This is a genomic window from Acidobacteriota bacterium (genome assembly GCA_016184105.1).
Lineage (GTDB): Bacteria > Acidobacteriota > Vicinamibacteria > Vicinamibacterales > 2-12-FULL-66-21 > JACPDI01.
The window spans coordinates 1-18,776 of the sequence record JACPDI010000034.1 but is presented as its reverse complement, the minus strand read 5'-3'; the positions used below and the strand labels follow the sequence as shown (position 1 = coordinate 18,776).

The window sequence follows — 18,776 nt, the reverse complement described above, 5'->3', positions numbered from 1 at the left end:
GCGGGCTCAGGCACGCGCCTGCGCCGTTTCGGCGGCGCGGCGAAGGGCGCGCGTGGCCTCGGCCGGATCCGGCGCGCCGAAGATCGCCTGGCCCGCGACGAGGATCTCGGCGCCGGCCGCGACGACGCGCGGCGCCGTGGTGGCGTCAATCCCGCCGTCCACCTCGATCGGGGCGGCGTTGCCGGCACGGTCCAGGAGCGCACGCACAACCCGGATTTTAGACTCGCTGCGCGGAATGAAAGTCTGTCCGCCGAACCCGGGATTCACCGACATCACCAGCACGAAATCGACGTCGCCGGCGACCTCCTCGAGCGCGCTGACCGGCGTCGACGGGTTGAGCACCGCTCCGGCTTTCGCGCCGAGGCTGCGGATGTGCCGCAGCGTGCGGTGCAGGTGCGGCAGCACCTCCACGTGGACGGAGATCATCGCGGCGCCGGCGGCAACGAAATCGGCAATGTAGCGGTCCGGCTCCTCGATCATCAGATGAACGTCGAGCGGCACGCGCGCGACCCGTTTGAGCGATCGCACGACCGGGACGCCGACCGTGATGTTCGGCACGAAATGGCCGTCCATGACGTCCACGTGAATCAGATCGGCGCCGCCGCGTTCCGCCGCCTGCACGGCGGCACCCAGCGCGGCAAAGTCCGCTGAGAGGATCGACGGCGCGATCCGGATCACCGGCTGACCTCCAGCGAGATCGCCTCTCCGGGGGCGATCTGGAAACCGCCCTGCGGCGACTGCCTGATGACGACGCCGGCCGGCACGCCGGGGTACAACTGCTGGCTGACGACGGCGACCCGGAAGCCGCGCGCGCGAAGCACGTCGGCCGCGCGGTCGCCGTCGACGCCGATCAGATCCGTCATCACGTAGGTGGCGCCCGCCTCGCCGCGGTTGACCAGCAGCGCCACGCGCGTCGCGCTCGTCTGGGCGGGGGGCTCCTGCGCGACGACGGCATCCGGCGTGTACTCGGCGCTGCGGATCTCGGCGATGTCGGCAATCTCGAACCCGTCCTGCTTCAGCCGTAATTCAGCGCTCCGGGCGGTCTGTCCTTCAAGCGCCGGCACGATGGTCGCCCGCGCGCCGGCGCTGATCCACACCTTGATGCCGCGCTGGCGGCGCACCGGCGAACCGGGGCCCGGTTCCTGCGCGATGATGCGTCCGGCGGGCACCTTGGGATCGAGCCGGCGGGGCTCTTCCACGCGAAGTCTCACGCCCGCCTCGCTGAGCACCGAGGTGGCCTCGCTGACCGTGCGCCCCCGCAGGTCGGGCAGGACGACCTCGCGCGTGCGAAGCGCCAGCCGCATCGACGCCGCGGCGAACAGGGCATAGGTGGCCAGCAGCGCACCGGCCAGCAACAGCAGCTTGCCTGCGCTCCAGACGCGGGTCTTGAGAGGCATTTTGAAAAATCGTACTACAGCGCGTTCCCTTTGACCAATACAGCGGCGAAAAACGCTTCGAGGCCGTGCACGTGCGGGAGCGTGCGCAGGCGGCCTAGGTCGTCGCAGACGCCCGCCAGTACTGGCCAGCGGGGCAGCCCCGCCAGTTCCGCGCGCGCCGCCGGGGTGAAGCCCTCCGGCTGCTGCAGGAACGTTTCGACGACGCCGTCGTTTTCCTCCGGCTCGCTCGAACAGGTGGCGTACACCAGGCGTCCGCCGGGACGCACCGCGGCGGCGGCGTGGCGCAGGAGCCGCACCTGCACGCCGGCAAGCGCGGGGAGATCGGCCTCTTCGCGACGCCACTTGATGTCCGGATCGCGACGAACGGTGCCAAGGCCGGAGCAGGGAGCGTCGACGAGCACGCAATCAAAGTTGGCGCCGAAGGGGGCCGGGCCGCGCAGGTCCAACTGCAGCACGTGCGCGTGCACGCCGGTGCGGCGGAACGTCTCGCGCAGCAGCGCAATTCTCTTGTCGCGCACGTCAGCCGCGACGATCTGCGCGCGACCGTCCGATTCGCACGCCATGACCACGCTCTTGCCTCCCGGCGAGGCGCACGCGTCGAGCACGCGCTCGCCCGGCCGCGCGCCCGCCATCAGCGCGACGAGCTGCGAGGCCTCGTCCTGCACGATGAACTCACCCGCGGCAAACCGGCTCGAGAGAAGCGGATTGCCGTCGCGCACGACCAGCGCGTCGGGCGCCCGGCGGGCAGCTTCCGTCGTGATGCCTTCAGCATCCATTCCCGCCGCCGCGGCGTGGGCGGCCGACTTGAGCGTATTCACACGAAGGGTGAGCGGCGCGGCGCTGTTGTTGAAGCGCAGCCAGCGTTCGGTGGCGTCGAAACCGTGCCGCGCGAGCCAGCGGGACGCGAGCCAGCGAGGATGCGAGAGCGCGACCGACAGATAGTCGAGCGCGGGCCCGGTCGCGGCGCCGGAATCCACCGGTCGCGCAGGGAGGAGCGTGGTGGGATCCGATCGGCCGAACGCCCTCAGCGCGGCGTTCACGAGCGCGGAGGCACGACCGCGGCGCGCCACGCGCGTCAGCTGCACCGCATCGTTCACGACCGCCGACGGAGGCACGCGTTGCAGGTGCCAGAGCTGGTAGATGCCGATCCGCAGGATGTCCACCACCTCCGGATCGACCTTCGCCAGCGGCCGGCGCACGAGGCGGGCGGCGATCGCGTCAATCGCTCCGCGCCACCGCAGGACGCCGACCGCAATCTCGCCGGTGAGCGCGCGGTCGCGGGGATCCCGCAGGTGGTCGCGCGACGCGGCAAGCGCCGCCGGAAGATCGAGCGCGCCCATCGACACGGCGCGGAGCACGTCGTACGCGGCTCGCCGTGCCGGCGCGATCACGGCAGGGTCCGGAGAGGCGGTTCGAATCGCGCGCCGGGGACGACCGGCCGTCCGGCGAGGAACTCGCGCGCGGTCATCACGCGCCGGCCTTCGGGCTGCACGTCGACCAGCCGAAGGGCGCCATCTCCCGCCGCCACCAGGAAATCATCACCCCCGGCGGCCAGCACCTCGCCCGGCCTCGCGCGATACGGCGGCCGGGCGACGGCGCTGCGGAGGAACAGCAGCCGCTGCCCGGCCAACACCCCCTGCGCAAGGGGCCACGGCTGGAGCCCCCGCACCCGGTTGTGCAGGTCGATTGCCGGCAGCGCCCAGTCGAGCCATCCTTCTTCCCGCGTCAGGCGGGGGGCGTAGGTTGCCCGGGCATGGTCCTGGGGCGTCTCGACGGCGGTGCCGGCCGCGATCGCGTCGATCACCTCCACGCACAGATCCGCGCCGGCACGCGCAAGCGCCTGCTCGACGTCGATGGAGGTCTCGTCGGTCCCTATCGGACGGCGCGCGACGGCGAACACCGGGCCGGCATCCAGCTCGCGCACGACACGCATGATTGAGACGCCGGTTTCCACCTCTCCCGCGATCACCGCGCGGTGGATCGGCGCGGCACCGCGGTACTCCGGGAGGATCGACGCGTGGATGTTGATCATCCCAAGGCGTGGCGTTGCGATGACCTCATCCGGGATGATTCGGCCGTAGGCGGCCACCACGGCCAGCTCCGCATTGAGCGCACGGAAGGCCTCGTGGAACTCCGGCGCCTTGAGGCGCTCCGGCTGCAGGACGGGCAGCCCCGCCCCGGCGGCAAGCGCCTTCACCGGGCTGAACGAGGATCTCTGTCCCCGGCCGCGCGGCCGGTCAGGCTGCGTGACGACGCCCACGACCTCGTGCGGCGAGCCGAGCAGGCGGTCCAGCGCGGCGGCGGCGAACGCCGGCGTGCCGAGAAACGCGAGCCGCAGCCTCACCATCGGCCTGCTCGTTTGAGCTTCTGGATCCGGCGGACGATCATGTCGCGCTTGATGCCGCGCAGGCGGTCCACGAAGAGCGTGCCTTCGAGGTGATCCATCTCGTGCTGGAATGCCCGCGCGAGCAACTCGGTCCCTTCGACGCGCTGCGGCGTGCCGTCCCGGTCCAGGCCTGCGCAGACGACGCGGGCCGGCCGCACGACGGTGGCATTGAAGCCCGGCACGCTGAGGCAGCCCTCCTCCTCGAGCTGCATGCCGTCGCGCTCGACGAACTCGGGATTGATCATCACGATGAGGTCGCCCGTGGCGCGGCCGACCGACAGGTCGATCACGAACAGGCGAAGCCCCACGCCCGGCGCGGCATACAGCGTCTCAATCATGTCGTCGATGAGCGTCTGCGTGTCCGCCGTGATCGAGGCGACGGGCTGCGCGGGGACGTGGAGACCCTGGTCGCCGTAGCGCAGGATCGGCCTAAGCATCGCGGAAACGCGCCTCCTGGCGTTCGCGCCAGGCGGCGTAGGCGGCGGTGACGTCGCGCATGGCGTCGCCACCGAACTTCTCGAGGCAGGCGTCGGCCAGGACGAGCGCCATCATCGCCTCGCCCACGATCGCGGCCGCGGGCACCGCGCACACGTCGCTCCTCTCGATGGTCGCAGGCGCGTCCTTCATCGTCCTGAGATCGATCGAGCGCAGCGGCTTCATCAGCGTGGAGATTGGCTTCATGAAGGCGGTCAGGCGGACTTCCTCGCCGTTGGTCACACCCCCTTCCAGGCCGCCTGCGTTGTTGGTGGGGCGGTTCCAGTTCCAGGGGCCCGATTCACCGGCCGCGTGGCCGGCCAGAATCTCGTCGTGCACCTGCGAGCCGGGGAGCGCGGCCCCTTCGGCCCCAAGGCCGATACCGACCGCCTTGATCGCGTGAATCGACATGAGCGCCTGGGCAAGCCGCCCGTCCAGTTTGCGGTCCCAGTGCGTGTAGCTGCCGAGTCCCGGCGGCACGCCGCGGGCGATGACCTCGAACGCGCCCCCCACGGTATCGCCGGCCTGGCGCGCGCGGTCGATGGCGGCCGTCATTTTCCGCTCGAGCGCCGCATCCACGCAGCGCAGCGCCGAGTCGTCGGGAAGCGCGGCCGCCCGCTCGAAGGAGATGGTGTGGGAGGCAGGGAGCGCGACGTCGGCGATGGCCACGACATGGCTCGTAATGTCGATGCCGACTTCGTGGAGGAACTGCGCCGCAATCGCGCCCACGGCGACGCGCGCCGCCGTTTCGCGCGCGCTCGCGCGCTCGAGCACGTCGCGGATGTCGGCCCGGTCGAATTTCACCGCCCCGGCAAGATCCGCGTGTCCGGGCCGTGGCCGCGTGACGGGTGCGCGGTCCGCCCCCTTCGCCCCTTCCGGGACGGTTTCGGTGACGGCCATCGACCGCTGCCAGTTCTCCCAGTCACGGTTCCTGATCAGGAGGGAGATCGGCCCGCCAATGGTTTCGCCCCCTCGCACGCCGGAGAGGATCTCCGCGCGATCCGTCTCTATGGCCATGCGCCGGCCGCGGCCGTACCCGCGCTGGCGGCGCGCAAGCTGCGCCGCGATTGCCGCTGGATCCAGGCGGAGCCCTGCGGGAAGCCCTTCGAGAATGGCGACGAGCGCCTGTCCGTGTGATTCGCCGGCGGTGAGAAAGCGCAGCACTGCTGCGTATTTTACATCGAAGTTTTTGCCGACTTCGGGGGCGCGTTGGGCGCTTTTCCTGACATTCCCGCGCGGAGGCCGTCTTGCACATCGTGAGGCGCATGAAGATTGTCGCAGACAGGTTTCTCGAAACGGGCAGCGACACGATCGATCTGGCGACCGGCGACAGCGTGATGCTGCGGTGCCTGCCCGCCTGCGAGGCGCACGACGAGCGCCTATGGGCGGCCGCCTGCGCACGGCTCGTGACGCTGTGGCACGAGGACATGCCGTCTCTCCTGGATTACGGGAGCGCGGGCGCCGCGCGGTTCGAGGCGTACGAGCGTCGCCGCGACTGCGGCCCGTGCGCGGCGGCGCCGGAGGCCGTGTGCGCGTTTCTCGCAGAGGCGGGTGTCTCCGGCGCTTGCGAGCACACGGCGGCTCCTCGCCTCATGGGCCGGCCGCGTATCGGCATGCGCCTGCTGCCGCGGCGCGCGCTCCTGCTCTTCGGCGAGCTGCTCGAAGAAGCGTCGGCGGGCCAGCCGCGAGCGGTCGACTGCGCAGCGGAACCGGGGGCTGGCGCGACGACGTTTCTCCGGGCGGTGGCCGCCGATGGCCGCCGCCGCGGTTTTGCACCGGTGTCCCTCGTCGTGCTCGAGCGGTATCCGCTGCTCGTCCGCCTGCTCGATGGGCGGCACGCGCTCCTGCTTTCGGATGGACGTCTGCCCGCGCGCGCGGGCGAGCAGTGGCTGCTTCGCCTGACCCGCGCGTGTGCCGCCGGCCACGTGCTGCTGCGACTGGGGCCGGCGCGCGCGTGGTCCGACGCGCGGCTGCGGCTCTCGCCGTTCGGCGCAGACGAACTGATGAAGGCGGCCAGCATCTACCCGCCGGGCTCGCTTGCGTCCCGAGCGGTGAGCGAGGCCGCCGCGCGCAGCGGTGGTCTTCCGGGCCCGTTCGTAGACGCGCTGCGATTCGGCAGGACGGCCGCGGTGGCCCTCCGGGTGGCGGAGGCCCGGGCGGCGTACGCGCCGGGTGCGGAGCCCGCCGACAGCGGTTCGCGGATCGAGCATCCGTGGGCCGACATGCTGGCCGCCGCCGACCGGCTGAGCGCGGCCGGACGGCGGGCCGCGGCGGAACGAGACCTGCGGCAGATCGCCGCGGGCGCAGCACGGCGCGACCGGAGTCACGTCGCGGCCGCCGCGGAACTCAGGCTCGGATGGATGCTGGCCGGGCGCGGGCGCCTGGACGCCGCGCAGGCGCTGTTTGCCGCCAGGGGGCATGCCGTGGACGATCCGTTCGCGATCGAGTCCGCGCTGGGCCTTGCCGGCATTCACGTGGAGCGCGGCGCGCTCGAGGCCGCCGAGTCGCTCCTGCGAGCGGCGCGCGCGCTGGATCCGGTTCGCGCCTCGCTCGCGCTCGCGCGATGCCTGTACTGGCAGGGGCGGTACGCCGAGGTGGAACGCTGCCTCACGCCGGTCGGGACCGTCGTCGATCCGCTCGCGCGGGCGGCGGCAGACTGCCTCCGGGCACGGGTCGCGCTCGCGGAGGAGGACTTGCCGCGCGCCGCGCGGCTCGCCGGCGCCGCGCTCCGGGTTGCGGAAGGACACGGCAGTTCCGATCTGGGCGCCCGCGCGCTGGAGGTGCTCATGGCGTCGCACGGCAAGGTTGCCCATCGCGACGCGGTACGACATCACGCGTCGGCGGCTATCGCGGCGGCGCGGCGCGCCGGGACGCTGGTCCGCATTCCGCGGATTCGGGCCGCGGCGCTCGAAGCGATCCACGCCTGCGGTGTCGACCCGGGCCGCCGCGCGGTCGACCGGCTGCTTGCCGTCGCGCCGCGCGTCGTCCCCCTGACCCGCGCCCGCCTCTGGCTCATGGGCGCACGGGTGCACCCGTCAGCCAGGGACCGACAGCAGTACGCCGAGCGGGTGCGATCGTTTGTGACCGCGACGGGCGCCAGATCGCTGATTGTGCCGGGCACCGAGACCCCGGCCGTCACGCTCGGCGCCGAACTCGCGCGGCTCGTGCATCTCCAGGACACGAGCGCGGATCCCGGGACGCTCCTCCAGGCGTTGGGGGGATGGCTCCAGGACCGGACTGGAGCGCGCGCGGTGCACATCGTCGATCGTGATGGCGTGCGCGTGGCGTGTGCCGGGCCAAGCGATCCCATCACTGCGGCGCGACGTGTCCTGGTCACCCGCGCGCCGCAGCCGCCGTGGGACGCCGGGGACGGCATCGAAGCGGCGGTTCCGCTCAGAGCGGCGAAACAGGTGATCGGCAGCCTGGCCGCGAGGTGGACGCTGGCCCGGACGCCGGAACGCGACGGGTTTCTCCTGGTCACGGCCGCTGCCGCGTTCGCTGTGCCGGCGCTCGGGGCGCTGCTCGAGCGCCGCGTTCAGCCGCCCGCGCGCGCCGATGCTGACGGCATCGTCGGGCGCTCGCCGGGGATCGTCCGGCTCCGCGAGACCGTGGCGCGCGCGGGCGGCTCGCCGTTCCCGGTGCTCATCGAGGGAGAGAGCGGATCGGGCAAGGAGCTGGTCGCCCGCGCGATCCACGCGGCCAGCCCGCGACGCAGCCGCGCCTGCGTGGCCATCAATTGTGCGGCGCTCAGCGATGACCTGCTCGAGGCCGAACTGTTCGGGCACACGCGCGGCGCCTTCACCGGTGCCCACGCCGACCGCGCCGGGCTGTTCGAGCAGGCGGACGGTGGCACGTTGTTCCTCGACGAGGTGAGCGAGCTGTCGCCGCGTGCGCAGACCAAGCTGCTTCGCGTGCTCCAGGATGGAGAGGTCCGGCGGGTTGGAGAGAATCTCACCCGGCGTGCCGACGTGCGCGTGGTCGCCGCCAGCAACCGCAACCTGGAAGATGACGTGCGGGCGGGGCGCTTCCGCAGGGACCTGTTGTTCCGGCTCGCCGTGATCAGGATCGCGGTGCCCGCGCTGCGCGAGCGCCCGGAGGACATTCCGCTCATTGCCGCGCACTGCTGGCAGGCTGCGACGGAGCGGGCCGGGAGCCGCGCGGCGCTTGGCGCTGCGGCGCTCGCGGCGCTGGCCCGGTACGACTGGCCCGGCAACGTGCGTGAGCTGCAGAACGTGATGGCGGCGCTCGCCGTGCAGGTGCCGCGCGGCCGCGTCGGCGCGGAACAGGTGACGGCCCTGGTCGACCGCGCGCCGGCCGGCGCAGACCCGCCGACGTCCGGCACGTCGTTGGAAGAGGCACGCCAGGCATTCGATCGGCGTTTCGTTGCCGCCGCGCTGGCCCGCTGCGGGGGACGGCACGCCGCCGCCGCGCGAGAGCTTGGCGTCTCGCGACAGGGGCTGGCCAAGTTGATGCGCCGATTGTCGATCCAGGAATCGGCCTGACGTGTCGCCGGCAGGCGTCAGCGCACCTTCTGCTGCAACAGCCGCAGGGTGCGATCGCCGGGGGCCACCTCGAGGCCGCGCGCGACCGAGCGGCGGGCGAGATCCTGATCTCCCGCGCCCCAGGCCGCCTCGGCCAGGCGCGTCAGCAAGTGCACGTCGTTCGGCGCGGCGTCGGATGCGCGGCGGTACCATCGCACGGCGGTCGGCGCGTCGCCGCTTCGCAACGCGAGGTCGCCGATCTTCGCCGACGGCGCAAGCCGCTCCGCGACCGGATCGTCGGGAGCGAGGAGCGCGCGATAACTGCCGAGCGCGTCGCCCGCGCGATCGACGTGCCCCAGGCGCTCGGAGACATCAGCCAGATACAGGAACGCGAGGGGCTCGACGGGGGAACGCGCGCATGCGTCGAGCAACGTCTGTTCGGCGGTCTCGGCGTCGCCCGACAGCGCCAGCGCGCGGCCGAAGAGCGCCAGGGCCTCGCTGCTCGGGTCTGCGGCCGTCAGCGCGCCTTCCAGCGCCTCCATGGCCTTGCTGAGCGCGATCCGATCCCCGCGCGCTTCCGCGGATTCGAGCCACACCCGGCCCAGGGCGACGTAGACCTGCTGGGTCTCGGGGAAGCGCTCGGCCGCGCTGCCGAGCGTGAGAACCGCCTGGTTCGTCCGCCCGGCGCGAGCGTAGGCAAGACCAAGCGCGACGGCGCGTTCCGGGCGCGGCCCGAGCGCCGCCAGCGCCTCGAGCTGCTCGACCTGATCGCGGCTGCGCCCGAGAACGCCGTATAGGGCGGCCAGTTCGGCGCGCGCCTCGGTCAGCGCCGGGGCGATCGAGACGGCCTGTCGCAGGGCGCCCAGCGCCTCGCTGGCGCGTCCCAGGTCCCGAAGCGCGAGGCCCAGCACGTAGTGCGCCTCGGCGTAGCGCGGGTCGAGCGATACCGCCCGCGTGAGCGGTTGCAAGGCCGCCGCGGGCCGCCCCGCATGGTAGTGGGCGAGGCCAAGCTTGTAGAGTACGCGCGCCGAAGTGTCATCGAGCCGCACGCTATGCGCATAGCCGTCCGCTGCACGCTCGTACTCGCGCAGGGCGTAGGTGACGTCGCCAAGCGCCTCGAACACCCGCACGGAGGCGGGGTCCAGCGAGGCGGCCATCCTGAGGTCCCGCCGCGCGTTCTGCAGCTCCCCCCGCCGGTGGTACGCCTGGCCCCGTTTCAGGTAGGCCAGCATGGCGTCGCGGTTGAGGGCAATGGCGCCGCTGAAGGCTTCAACCGCCACGTAGGTGTCGTCCCGGCCGAGCGCCGCGTCTCCCACGGCAATGAGCTTCCGGTATTCACGCTCCTGGGAGGCGGCGGAATAGCCCGCGACGGCGGCAAAGCCGGCGGCAACGACGAACAGGCCGATCAGGAACCGTTTCAAGGAGTTAGTGTCTAAACAAGATACCAGACGCCGAAGGGTGCTACCATGGCTGAGGAACTGTCGGTGAAACCCGCCCCAGCCCTTACCTGGTCGGAGGTAGGCAGCCGGGAAGCTTCGCTCATCGCGCGCTGCGCCGCGGGTGACGAAGAAGCCTGTGCCGAGCTGGTCGACGAGCATCAACGGCTCGTCTTTCAGCTCGCGCTGAACCTGCTCGGTGACACTCAGGAAGCGCTTGATCTGTCCCAGGAGGTGTTCCTGCGTGTGTTTCGCACGCTGCCCACCTTCCGCGGGCACTCGGCGCTCCGCACCTGGATTTATCGCATCACCGTGAACCAGGCGAAGAACCGCCTGCGCTGGTGGCGCCGCCGCCATCGGGCGCAGCAGGTCTCCCTGGATGACCACGTCCGCGACCACGGCGAGCTGCCGAGCGATGCCGTGGGCTCGTCGCCTGACCGCGTGCTGCGCCAGAAAGAGATCGGCGATCGGCTCCGCAACGCGCTCGACCGGCTCCCGTTCGACCAGAAGACCGCGATCGTGCTGCGCGAGATAGACGGGTTGAGTTACGAGGAGATCGCCTTCTCGCTCGGCGTCGCGGTCGGCACGATCAAGTCTCGGCTCGCGCGCGCCCGCGAAAGCCTGCGCGCGCAATTGAGGGGCGTATGAAGCTGCTGACCTGTGCGTCCGTTCGGCGGCGGCTGACCGCGTTCCACGACCGCGAGCTGCCGATCGAAGAATTCTTCGCGGTCGAAGCGCACCTGGAGAGCTGCCCGCCCTGCGCGAAGGAGGCCGACGCGCTCGATGATCTGCGCGCGCTGCTGCGTGGCACGCAGGCCAGCCGCGCCGATCAAGTCGACCTGCGCGGCCTGCGCGCCGACATCCTGAGCCTCGCGAAGCAGGAGTACGACGCGAGCTGGCCCGCCCGCCTCGACCGGTTCCGCGACGACGTGCATCTCGTGTGGATCGGAATGGCGGCGGCAGCCGCCTCGCTCGTGTGCGGCGTCCTGATGGCGGGGATGCTGCAGTACGCGTCGCCCGAGCGCAACGACTCGCTGGCCGCGATGATCCAGGCGCTGGCCTCGCGGGATCCCTACATGCGGCTCCCCAGCCCCGGCGACGTCGTCCCGGCCGCGTTGATGGATTCGATGACCGAAGGCGAGGCCGTGCTCGCGCTCTCCGCCATGGTGACGCGCGAGGGGCGCGTGAACGGCCTGGAGTTGCTGTCGACCGAGAAGGACAAGCGACACATGGCGCAACTGCTCGACGCCGTGTCGCGCGCGCGCTTCCAGCCTGCCGAACAGGCGGGCTCTCCGGTGTCCGTCAACATGGTGTGGCTGCTGGCGCACACCACGGTACGGGGGAAGCAGCACTTATAACGTGTCGGGTAACGTGTCGGGGCCACTGGCCTTCGGCCCCGGCGCGTGTTCTACCGCGCCGTCATCGTCGCCGTGTTGTTCATCGCGTCGGTCGCGCGGATTGTCACCGTCCGTCCGGCGCCCTCACCCAGCTCGATTTCGAACTCCTCCACGCGGGAATCGGGAATGCCGTCAACCGGGTAAATCACGCGCCAGCGATCCCCCTCGATCGAGTATTCGACGCGCTGGATAGGGGAGTGGTCGTCGCGCACGGAGACACGCAGGCGGCCGGCGGGTGCGGGCGTGCGCTCGCCGAAGACCACGCGCGGCGGCGTGTTGTCCACCTCGAAGCTGCTGCTCTCGCGCTCGCCCGTGAGCGCCGTTCCGGGCGAGTTCGACGGCGCGTCGCTCGCCGCGATCTTGGCGACGTACGTGCCGTCAGGCACCATGGAGGTGTCCCAGACCACGATCGGGTCCGGGAGGCCGCGCTTCAACGGCTTCCAGGTGGCGTCCCCTTCGCGGCGGTAGAACACGTCGTACTGCAGGCGGTCTTCGTTGGCATCCTCCGCTTTCCAGACGAACGTCTGCAGTCCCTTCTGGTACATGCGGCGGCCGAGCAGCGGCGCCGCCTGCGGCATGCCGGGTTGATTCGTCTGCGCCTGGCGCGCGTCTACTCCCTCGCCGTCAAACCCCGCGATCTCGAATTCGCCGGTTGAAAACGGTTTCTGAAACACCGTCCCTGACGGATGCACCGTGATGCCGGTCACCTCGGGCCGGAGATTCCGCGGCAGGTACGCGGTCGTCACCGAGGTGAGCAGCGGGGACGCATCGCCGTTCCCGGTGAGGACGGCGCGCCACTGCAGGTAGCGTGCCTTCGGGCTGACGATGCGGTCGCCTTCGGCGTTGCGGTAGGTGGGGGACCAGTCGCTCCACGTGTCGTCGGGCGTCGCGGTGTTGCCGGTCCGCGTGGCGATCTCGACCTGGCCTCCGTTCAGCACCGCGCGCCAGCTGATCGTGCCCCAGGAGGCGACGGTGGATGCGTCGCGCACGTCGGACTCGTACGTGCCTTTTGCGGCGCGCGCCGCCGAGAGGCGAAAGAGTTTCCCGGGATTGGCCGTCGCGAGCACGTACTGTCCATCGGCAACGGGCAGGACCGCCGTGACCTGCTGCGCGCCCACGCGGCCGAGCAGCGTCGCGCTCAGGAGGGTTGGCTGCGCCCGGTAGAGCCGTCCCTCGCTGCCGGTGGCCACGAGCAGCCGGTTCTGCGCGTCGATGGCGAGGTCGTACGGAAGATCGGCCTCCGACGTCCACACGATGTCGGACACGCCGTCGGTCAGGATCCGGTAAATCGCGCCCTTGGCCGGCTGCGGGCGTCCTTCGCGCGACGGAGGCGACCCGGCGCCCGCCTGCGACGTGTCGACGATGGCGATGGCGGTGATCTCGGTGGATACGCTCGGCGTGGTGGTGCGCTGTGAGTCTGGCGTGACCCGATCGCTCGACGTGTCGCCGCCGCTCGCGGCGGGCCGGTCGCTGAGCGCGGCGACGTACACCGAGCCGCTGTCGGCGACGCGCAGCGCCCGCACTTCGCGGTGCGGCGAGTCCAGCAGGACGAACCCCCGGCCGTCGGCGTCGATCCGGAAGACGCGGCCGGGTGTTCCCGTGCCCGCCAGCAGGTGGCCCTCGCGATCGAAGGTGAGCGAGAGCGCGTGCGTCGCGCGCGTGCGGTAGAAGGGCGCCCCGGTGCCGTCGGACGTGACGCGGTAAATGACGCCCCTCTCGCCCGTCGCGACAAACAGCGCGCCTTTGGGGTCGACCGCAAGCGCCCAGATGTACTTGTCGTCGGGATCGAAGATGACCGTCGCGCGGCCGTCCGGCGCAAGGCGATAGACCTTTCCATCAGGCGAGGTGCCGGCGTAGATGGCCCCGTCGGGCGCGGTTGCGAGCGCGTGCACCTCCAGCTCGGCGGCGTCGAACAGCACGGACGACCGGCCGTCCTTCGTCACGCGGAACACCTTGCCTTCATTGCCGCTGCCGACGTAGTACCCGCCATCGGGCGCGGGAATCACGGCCCACAGCACGGGCGCGGAGGTCTCAGCCAGCTGCTCGAGGGCGGGGCCCAGCGACAGGCGCCCGTCGCTGTCAACCGACAGCGACGTGGCGTCGCCCTTGAGGAACTCGGCCTGCGTGGCGACGATCCAGAACGTTGCGGAGGCGGCATGCGCGAGCGCAGCCGTCGTGAAGACACAGAGCGCCGAAAGCAGGGTGCGGTTCATAGTAGAGGAGGGAAATCGGATCAATCACCGATCGCGGGTTCACGGATCGAGGCGAACCGTGAGCACGCGCGAACCGGAAACCGCCTTCTGGCTCGCCAGCTCCCATTCGCCGAGCACGGCGTTGCGCAGCGGCGCGAAGCTGCCGCCGTTGCGCTCGGCTTCGAGCACGGCGAGCACGCTCGGAGGCAGCGCCGGCAACGTCTCACCCTGCACGACCGCGCCCGGCTCATCGGCAACCAGCCGCACGTAAATCCGGTTGTTCCGGCGCGTCGTGTTGAGCGCGCGAATCATCTGCGCGATGCTTTCCGGCTGCCCCGGCCGCTTCAGCTCGCGCTGTTCCCAGCGGGTCAGCGTGGCGCCATCGGAGACGAGCAGCGAGACGGACGCGGGCGCGTTCGCCGGCAGCTCGACCGGCACCGTGCGGATCTCCTCGTCGCCTCGATAGCTGCGGAGCAGGACCTTGAGCGGCACGGTCCGCCCGCGCCGCGGCCGTACTTCGTCCAGCCAGACGCGCTCGATCGTCGCGATGCGCGGCTCCTCGTACGACGTGATCGTCACGTCGACGCCGCCGATGGCCACCTTCTCGAGATCGTTTGTCAGCAGATACGTGACCGGACCCGCCACGGCCGCCGCGGCGCCGGCCACGGCGTTCTCGCCGGCGAAGAGATCCTCGATGGCGACATCCGGCTGGCCCGTGACGCGCGCGCGCCCCTTGATGCCGTAGGTCGCCGCGCCCAGTTGCCGCTCGTACGAGCCGATCGTGTTGAACACGGCCACGTAGGTCAGCAGCGGCGTGAAGAGCTGGTCGTCCGCAATGTCGAACGAGAACGTCTTCTTCAGCCCGCGGCCCGACTCCAGCGTCACGCGGACCGGCACGAGGTCGGGGCCCTTGCCGAGGGTTCCCGCGATCGCCGTCGAACGATCCTGCTCGAAGGTGCCGACGACCTCGCCCATCGCCGAGATCTTGAATGAGCTCATGAGGCTGGGCAGCAGGGTATACACGCGCGCGCGGGTCATCGGGAACGAGGTCGGCCCCAGCGCAAGGAACGGGTGGCCGAACGCATACACGCGATCGCCCTCCACGTAGCTGACAGTGCCGGTCGCGCCGAGCTCGAGGTCGCCGCTCATGAGGCTGACGCCGACCGCGTCGCCCGCCTGCAGCCGTCGCGCAACCTTCGCTCCCTCGTCGCCGCCCTCGCCCGTCCCCATGACCGGCGCGAACCCCGCATCCGCGAACGGCCCGGCCAGCAGCTACGCCGCCTGCGGTGCGAAGCCGGACATGATCATCGGCGTGGCGATCGGCCGCAACTGCGCCCCCATCCTGGCGCCGTCCCCGGCGGGGATCCCCAGCGCCTGGACATCACCCGGCGCGTCGGCAAAGGGCCTGGCGCGATCGTAGGCGGCGCGCAGTGCCGCCGAGACGCTCTCTCGCGTCAGGGGCCACGAGAGCGCGGCCCGCTGCACGGCGGGGCGCCGGGGCGCAAGCGCCGTCGTTTCGGTCATCTCGGCGATCGGCGTGATCCCGGCGATGGGCTCTTTCGAAAAGGAGCCGATCGAGTAGGACACGGCCCCGACGAGTCTCCCGTCGATATACACCGGGCTGCCGCTCATGCCCTGCATCACGCCTGTGCTCGCGAGCGGCCCTCCCTCCAGGCGCGCCAAAATGAGGTTCCGCTGGGGGCCCACCACGTTTCGCAAGACCCCGAGGATCCGGACCTTGAACTCCTGAGGCTCAGTCCCTTCGAACACCGTCCGGCCGAACCCTGTCATACCGGGCCGGACCTCCTCGACCCCCATGAGGGCGGAGGTGGCGGGCACCGCCGTCCAGCACGCCGCGACGATGGCGGCCGCCAGGAGCGTCGAATGCATCCCTTTGAGCAAGGTCTTCATGCGTCAGTCCATTATAAAGCGCCGTGCCCCGCCGGCTACGGGCGTTTGACACTCTTCGTGGCGGTTTGTTATCTTCCGGGATCTACCCCGATGCCCTGCTCATCCCGCCACGCCGCGCACTCGTTTTATCGCTGGTGGTGGTACCGCTGCGGCTGCAGGGGTTGAACTGAGGCTTAGTCGTAACAAGCCACCGGACTTCCGAGCCCCTTCAGCCCACCAGCTGAAGGGGCTTTTTGTTTTTGACGATGAACGCTCGTGTTTTGGTGTGCGCCACGGTGATGGCGCCGACGCTAGAGGATCTGCGTGCGGAGCGCACGCGCGTCGAGGCGTCGGCCGATCTGGTCGAGCTGCGTCTGGACGCGCTCGAGGCGATCGACGTGCGGGGCGCGCTCGAGGGCCGCAAGAAGCCGGTGATCCTGACCTGCCGCCCGCGCTGGGAGGGGGGCCGGTTTGCGGGCAGCGAGGAGGAGCGCAAGCGGATCCTGGCTGACGCGATCGCGTCAGACGCGGATTACGTCGACATCGAGTGCCGCGCGGATTTCGAGGACCTCGTGCTCGCGCGTGGCGGCCACGGGATCGTGCTCTCCATGCACCAGTTCGACGTGATCCCGTTCGACCTTGGCGCGCGCCTCACCGCCATGGCGGCCATGGGTGCCGAGGTCGTCAAGATTGCGGTCCGCGTCGAACGGCTGTCCGACACCCTGCGGCTGCTGGAGCTGCAGCGCCGCGTGCCCGGCCAGAAGCTCGTCGTGATCGGAATGGGGCCGAAGGGAGCGACGACGCGCATCCTCGCGTCGCGGTTCGGCAGCGTCTGGATGTACGCAGGGCGGGACGCGCCCAGCGAGCAGATCCCGCTCGACACGCTGCTCGATTGCTACCGGTTCCGCCGTGTCTCGGCCGCCACGCGCGTCTACGCGATCGCGGGCGAGCCGCTGGGGCATTCGCTCTCGCCGGCGATGCACAACGCCGGCTTCGACGCCGCGGACCTCGACGCGGTGTACGTTCCGCTCGAGACCGACAGCGCCGACGATCTCCTGGCCGCGGGCGACGCGTTTGGCGTCAGCGGCGTGAGCGTGACCGCGCCGCTCAAGATCGCGCTGCTCGATCGCGTCCGGCGTCGCGATGAATGGGTGGAGAGCGTCAACGCGCTGAACACACTGAAGCGCGAAAGCGATGGCTGGCACGCGACCAACACCGACGTGCCGGGCTTCCTCGAGGCGCTGCGCGACGAGTCGCTGCACGGCGTGCGCGCGACGGTCATGGGCGCGGGAGGCGCCGCGCGCGCGGCGGTCGCCGCCTTGCGCAGCCGCGGGGCGGATGTGACCGTCGCGGCGCGGCGCCGCCGCATGGCGGCAATGCTCGCGGGACCCGGCGGCGCCGTGGCGGCGTTTCCGCCCGGCGCGGGAACGTGGGACCTTCTCGTCAACACCACGCCGGTGGGCACGTGGCCGCGCGTGGAGGACACGCCCGTGCCCGCGCCGCTGCTCTCCGGCGGCCGGATCGTGTACGACCTCGTTTACAACCCCCCGGTAACCAGGCTGCTGCGCGAAGCGGCGGCCGCCGGATGCCGGACCATCGGCGGCCTCGAGATGCTGATCGCGCAGGCGGAGCGGCAGTTCGAGTGGTGGACGGGACAACCGCCTGCGCCGGGATTGTTCAGGAAAGTGGCCCATGCGTCAAACGTCGTTTGAGGAATTCGTCGAGCTCGCACGGCGCGGCACGTTCGTGCCCGTCTGGAAGGAGATCATGGCGGACCTGCTGACGCCGGTTTCCGCCTTTCTCAAGGTCGCCGAGGATTCGGACTACTCGTTCCTGCTCGAAAGCGTCGAAGGCGGGGAGCGCGTGGCCCGGTACTCCTTCCTCGGCAAGGACCCCTTCCTGGTGGTGCGATCGCGCGGGGGGCGCACGATCGTCGAGCAGTCGGGGACGACGGTCGAAAGTGAGGAGCCGTTTGTCGAAAAGGTGCGCGGCCTGATGGCGTCCTTGCAGGCGCCGTTCGTCCCCGACCTGCCGCGGTTCACCGGCGGAGCGGTGGGCTTCATCTCGTACGACGCCGCCCCCTCCTTCGAGCCGGCGCTTCAGGGCGCCTGGTCGACGGTTCCCCCGGCCGAGGGAGACGACGGGGCGTTCATGCTGTTCGACACGGTGCTCGCCTTCGACCACGTGAAGCACCGCATCCTGATGATCGCGAACGCACGCGTCACGCCGGAGGAGAACCTCGAGGCGCTGTACCAGTTTGCGTGCGCGAAGATCGCGTTCCTGGAGCGGGAGCTGGACCGCGCGCTCTCGCAGAGCGAGAGCGGCGGGCGCCCCGTGCCCGAGATCCGCGCCAACATCACGCGGGACAGGTTCGAGGACTCCGTCCGGCGGCTGCAGGAGCACATCGCGGCCGGCGACATCTACCAGGCGGTGCTCTCCCAGCGGTTCGAAGCCGAGGTGGAGGCGGAGCCGTTCACGATTTACCGGGCGCTGCGGCACGTGAACCCGTCGCCGTACATGTACTTCATCCGGATGGGGCCGCTCGCCATCGTCGGATCCTCGCCGGAGATGCTGCTGCGCGTCGAGGGGCGCCGCGTCGAGACGCACCCGATTGCCGGCACCCGGCCGCGCGGCCGCACCGATGAGGAGGACCTGCGGCTCGCCGACGAGCTGCGGCGCAACGAGAAGGAGCGCGCCGAGCACGTGATGCTGGTGGATCTGGGGCGCAACGACCTCGGCCGCGTCTGCGCATACGGGTCGGTGCGGGTGCCGGAGTTCATGGCGCTCGATCGGTTCTCGCACGTGATGCACCTGGTCTCGCGGGTGGAGGGACGGCTCTCCGACGAGCACGACCGGCTCGACGCGTTGATGGCCACGTTCCCGGCAGGCACGGTCTCCGGCGCGCCGAAGATCCGCGCGATGGAGCTGCTCGCCTCGATGGAGCCCACGCGGCGCGGCATTTACGCCGGAGCGTTGGGGTACCTGTACTTTGCGGGCAACCTCGATTTCTGCATCGCCATCCGCGCGATCACGATCCAGGGACGCACGGCGTTCATTCAGGCGGGCGCCGGGATCGTCGCCGACTCGAACCCGGCCGCGGAATACGAGGAAACACGCGACAAG

General features: G+C 70.9%; 15 protein-coding genes. 5 read left to right on the top strand and 10 right to left on the bottom strand.

Features of this window, described 5'->3' with window-relative positions; genetic code table 11:
- Nucleotides 1-6: 6 nt before the first annotated feature.
- The 6 genes from HYU53_12625 to aroC are packed head-to-tail and all read right to left on the bottom strand — an operon-like array spanning nt 7 to nt 5,418.
- Nucleotides 7-678: a ribulose-phosphate 3-epimerase gene (locus tag HYU53_12625; protein ID MBI2222037.1), complete on the bottom strand. Its 672-nt coding sequence runs from the start codon at nt 676-678 to the stop codon at nt 7-9.
- Nucleotides 675-1,397: a PASTA domain-containing protein gene (locus HYU53_12620; protein ID MBI2222036.1), complete on the bottom strand. Its 723-nt coding sequence runs from the start codon at nt 1,395-1,397 to the stop codon at nt 675-677. The genes HYU53_12625 and HYU53_12620 overlap by 4 nt, the downstream gene beginning before the upstream one ends.
- Nucleotides 1,398-1,411: 14 nt before the next feature.
- On the bottom strand, nt 1,412-2,788 hold the full coding sequence (rsmB, locus tag HYU53_12615) for a 16S rRNA (cytosine(967)-C(5))-methyltransferase RsmB (GenBank protein ID MBI2222035.1): 1,377 nt from the start codon (nt 2,786-2,788) through the stop codon (nt 1,412-1,414).
- Nucleotides 2,785-3,744, bottom strand: a complete 960-nt coding sequence (locus HYU53_12610) for a methionyl-tRNA formyltransferase (GenBank protein MBI2222034.1) — start codon at nt 3,742-3,744, stop codon at nt 2,785-2,787. Before HYU53_12610 ends, rsmB begins: the two co-directional genes overlap by 4 nt.
- The gene (gene def / locus HYU53_12605) at nt 3,738-4,220 is read right to left on the bottom strand and encodes a peptide deformylase (protein ID MBI2222033.1); all 483 of its coding nucleotides are present in this window, start codon (nt 4,218-4,220) and stop codon (nt 3,738-3,740) included. Before def ends, HYU53_12610 begins: the two co-directional genes overlap by 7 nt.
- Entirely contained in the window at nt 4,213-5,418 is a 1,206-nt protein-coding gene (gene aroC / locus HYU53_12600; GenBank protein ID MBI2222032.1) for a chorismate synthase, read from the bottom strand. The genes def and aroC overlap by 8 nt, the downstream gene beginning before the upstream one ends.
- A 104-nt stretch (nt 5,419-5,522) precedes the next feature.
- Between aroC and HYU53_12595 the strand changes: the two genes are divergently transcribed.
- Complete coding sequence (locus HYU53_12595; GenBank protein ID MBI2222031.1) at nt 5,523-8,759, top strand: sigma-54-dependent Fis family transcriptional regulator; 3,237 nt, start codon at nt 5,523-5,525, stop codon at nt 8,757-8,759.
- Nucleotides 8,760-8,776: 17 nt separating this feature from the next.
- Here the strand turns inward: HYU53_12595 and HYU53_12590 are convergent, their stop codons facing one another.
- Nucleotides 8,777-10,159 carry a tetratricopeptide repeat protein gene (locus HYU53_12590; GenBank protein ID MBI2222030.1) on the bottom strand — a complete coding sequence of 461 codons (1,383 nt, stop codon included), beginning with the start codon at nt 10,157-10,159 and terminating at the stop codon, nt 8,777-8,779.
- Nucleotides 10,160-10,204: 45 nt separating this feature from the next.
- On the opposite strand from HYU53_12590, the gene HYU53_12585 reads away from it, so the two are divergent.
- Together HYU53_12585 and HYU53_12580 are read left to right on the top strand one after the other, a co-directional pair.
- Nucleotides 10,205-10,822, top strand: coding sequence for a sigma-70 family RNA polymerase sigma factor (locus tag HYU53_12585; GenBank protein MBI2222029.1), 618 nt, complete (start codon nt 10,205-10,207; stop codon nt 10,820-10,822).
- On the top strand, nt 10,819-11,532 hold the full coding sequence (locus tag HYU53_12580; protein ID MBI2222028.1) for a zf-HC2 domain-containing protein: 714 nt from the start codon (nt 10,819-10,821) through the stop codon (nt 11,530-11,532). The genes HYU53_12585 and HYU53_12580 overlap by 4 nt, the downstream gene beginning before the upstream one ends.
- Before the next feature lie 50 nt (nt 11,533-11,582).
- Here HYU53_12580 and HYU53_12575 read toward each other — a convergent pair whose 3' ends face one another.
- From HYU53_12575 to HYU53_12565, 3 genes are read right to left on the bottom strand one after another with little or no spacing between them, the layout of a single operon-like run.
- Nucleotides 11,583-13,784: a hypothetical protein gene (locus HYU53_12575; protein ID MBI2222027.1), complete on the bottom strand. Its 2,202-nt coding sequence runs from the start codon at nt 13,782-13,784 to the stop codon at nt 11,583-11,585.
- Between the two features lie 39 nt (nt 13,785-13,823).
- Complete coding sequence (locus tag HYU53_12570) at nt 13,824-14,993, bottom strand: hypothetical protein (protein ID MBI2222026.1); 1,170 nt, start codon at nt 14,991-14,993, stop codon at nt 13,824-13,826.
- A 42-nt stretch (nt 14,994-15,035) separates the two neighbouring features.
- Entirely contained in the window at nt 15,036-15,674 is a 639-nt protein-coding gene (locus HYU53_12565) for a hypothetical protein (GenBank protein MBI2222025.1), read from the bottom strand.
- A 278-nt stretch (nt 15,675-15,952) separates the two neighbouring features.
- Between HYU53_12565 and HYU53_12560 the strand changes: the two genes are divergently transcribed.
- Both HYU53_12560 and trpE read left to right on the top strand, forming a co-directional pair.
- Nucleotides 15,953-17,365: a type I 3-dehydroquinate dehydratase gene (locus tag HYU53_12560; GenBank protein ID MBI2222024.1), complete on the top strand. Its 1,413-nt coding sequence runs from the start codon at nt 15,953-15,955 to the stop codon at nt 17,363-17,365.
- Nucleotides 17,346-18,776, top strand: a 1,431-nt coding sequence (trpE, locus tag HYU53_12555) for an anthranilate synthase component I (GenBank protein ID MBI2222023.1), incomplete at its 3' end; no start/stop codon positions are given. The genes HYU53_12560 and trpE, both read left to right, overlap by 20 nt.